The organism is Micromonospora maritima, from assembly GCF_902825405.1.
In the GTDB taxonomy this organism is placed as follows: Bacteria; Actinomycetota; Actinomycetes; order Mycobacteriales; family Micromonosporaceae; genus Micromonospora; species Micromonospora maritima.
Genome location: NZ_CADEAU010000717.1, coordinates 1 through 2,170, shown reverse-complemented (window position 1 = coordinate 2,170; position 2,170 = coordinate 1). Strand labels below are relative to the sequence as shown.

2 protein-coding genes and 1 pseudogene are annotated in these 2,170 nt (G+C 75.3%); 1 reads left to right on the top strand and 2 read right to left on the bottom strand.

All coding sequences use genetic code 11. The features are described from left to right. Positions 1-114: 114 nt before the first annotated feature. Positions 115-738 carry a TetR/AcrR family transcriptional regulator gene (locus tag HUW36_RS31450; RefSeq protein ID WP_174531395.1) on the bottom strand — a complete coding sequence of 208 codons (624 nt, stop codon included), beginning with the start codon at positions 736-738 and terminating at the stop codon, positions 115-117. Between the two features lie 54 nt (positions 739-792). Between HUW36_RS31450 and HUW36_RS31445 the strand changes: the two genes are divergently transcribed. Further along, entirely contained in the window at positions 793-1,557 is a 765-nt protein-coding gene (locus HUW36_RS31445) for an SDR family oxidoreductase (RefSeq protein ID WP_174531394.1), read from the top strand. Between the two features lie 25 nt (positions 1,558-1,582). Here the strand turns inward: HUW36_RS31445 and HUW36_RS31440 are convergent. Then, positions 1,583-2,170, bottom strand: a pseudogene (locus tag HUW36_RS31440) (hypothetical protein); the annotation flags it as partial.

Here is a 2,170-nt window from a genome sequence, read left to right as displayed (position 1 = left end):
ACCGTCGGCGGCGCGCACCGTGTCCCGCTCGGCCGCGCCACCCGCTCTCCGCCCCGCCCGGGCGGTGCAGGGTCCGTGTCGTCGTGAGCCGGTGGATCGGTGTGAACTCCGGCGTCACGCCGGGGGCGGTGAGGCGCCGAGGGGCGTCGGCCCGGGGATGTCGAAGGCCGCGGCCAGTGCGGTCGCGATCAGGTCGGGCAGGTCGGCGCGGCCGTCGTCCTCCGCCCACCGCACCAGGGCGGTGTGCATGACGGCCAGGCAGGCGCTGGCCGCGGCCGTGGCGCGGAACGCCGCGTCCGGGTCGGCTGCCTCGTCACCGAGCGCGTCCACGATGGCCCGTTGCAGCACGTAGTGGTTGTCCAGGTGACGGGCGCGCAGGGCGGGCGTCGCGATCATCAGGCGGAGGCGGGCGAGGAGGAAGCGGTCGTCGCCCTCGGTCAGTGACCGCGCCGACTCCACCAGCGCGCCGCCGATGCGGCGGACGAGGGGCTGTCCGGCCGGGGACGCGGCGATCCGCTCGGCGACCAGCGGCCCGTTCCGATCGGCCAGGACGAGGTCCTCCTTGGTGGGGAAGTGCCGGTACACCGTCATCGCGGACACGCCCGCGGCCTCGGCGACGTCGTTCACCGTCGTGCCGTCGTATCCGCGCGCGACGAACAGCCGCACCGCGTGCGCCTGGATCAGGCGGTGCGTCTCGGCCCGTCGCTGCTCCCGGAGGGTGGAGTGTCGCCCAGCCATGTGGTAGACACTACCATCCTGATAGTTACTAACACTTAGGGAGTGGCTAACACCGTGAGCGACCTGATCGGAAGGACAGCCCTGGTGACCGGCGCGTCGCGGGGGATCGGGCAGGCCATCGCCGTCCGGCTGGCCGCGCGGGGAGCGGTCGTCGCCGCGCACTTCGGCACGGACGAGGACGGCGCGACCGCGACCGTCGACCGGATCGTGCGGGCCGGCGGCGCCGCGTACGCCGTCGGTGCGGAACTGGGCGTGGACGCGGACGTCGAGACGCTGTTCGCCGGCGTCGAGGCGGGTCTGGCCGGGCGGCCGCTCGACATCCTCGTCAACAACGCGGCGGCACCGCCGGCGGGCGCGCTCGGTGCCACCACGCGGGCGGCCTTCGACCACCTCTTCGCGGTCAACGTCCGAGCGCCGTACTTCATCGTCGAACGGGCGCTGCCCCTGTTCCGCGACGGCGGCCGGATCATCACGATCTCGTCCGCGTCGACCCGGATGGCCAACGCCACCCAGACCTCGTTCGCCATGACCAAGGGCGCGGTCGAGACGATGACCCTGACCCTGGCCAACCAGCTCGGCGTCCGGGGCATCACGGTGAACGCGGTCGCGCCCGGCGCCACCCGGACCGCGACCAACGGGCCGGTCTTCGACACACCCGGCCTCACCGAGCTGATCACCGGGATGACCGCGCTCGGCCGGCTGGGCGGGCCCGACGACATCGCCGACGTGGTCGCGTTCCTCGCCTCCGACGCCGCACGCTGGGTGACCGGGCAGGTCATCGACGCCACCGGCGGCCTGTTCCTGGGCCCGCGCTCCTGAGCGCCAGGGCCTGCGCCGGGCCGCGCTACTCCGCCTGGTCGGCGGGCACGTCCTCCGGGTCGGTGACCCAGGCGGAGTAGACCGGGAGGGCGTGCCAGGGGCCGCCGGACCCGTCGGTGGCGACCGCGACCACCGCGTACGGATGGGCGAAGCGCAGGTCGGCCACCCGGGCGACGCCCTCCGGCGGCAGGCCGGCCGCCATCCCGAACGCGGTCACCGCGGCGGCCTCGAAGCCGTACCGGCCGAATCGGGCGACCGCCGACTGGGCCGCCTCGAACGGTGGCTCGGCGAGCCCGAGCAGCCCGCCCAGCGCCCGCGCCGCCGCGTCGAAGCCGAGCCCGGCCCCGGTGAGGTCGTGCCGGCTCCGCGCCGACCAGCACGGCAGCACGGCGCTGGCGTGCTCGACGCGGCCGTCCGGGGCGAACGTCCGGGTGGGCTCCTCGCGCAGGTGCCACAGCGAGGTCTCGCCCAGCGGCAGGTCGAACAGCGACCGTCGGCCCGGAACCGGACCGTCGGGCACCACGGCGGCGGCCACGGCCAGTTCCTGCGCGGCGGCGAGCACGTCGGCGGCCGGCACCTCCGGCGCGGCGGCCACGGACACCACGATCATCCC

Excerpts from the sequence above, each read along its gene's own strand:
- HUW36_RS31450 (WP_174531395.1), bottom strand. The coding sequence starts at position 738 with ATGGCTGGGCGACACTCCACCCTCCGGGAGCAGCGACGGGCCGAGACG.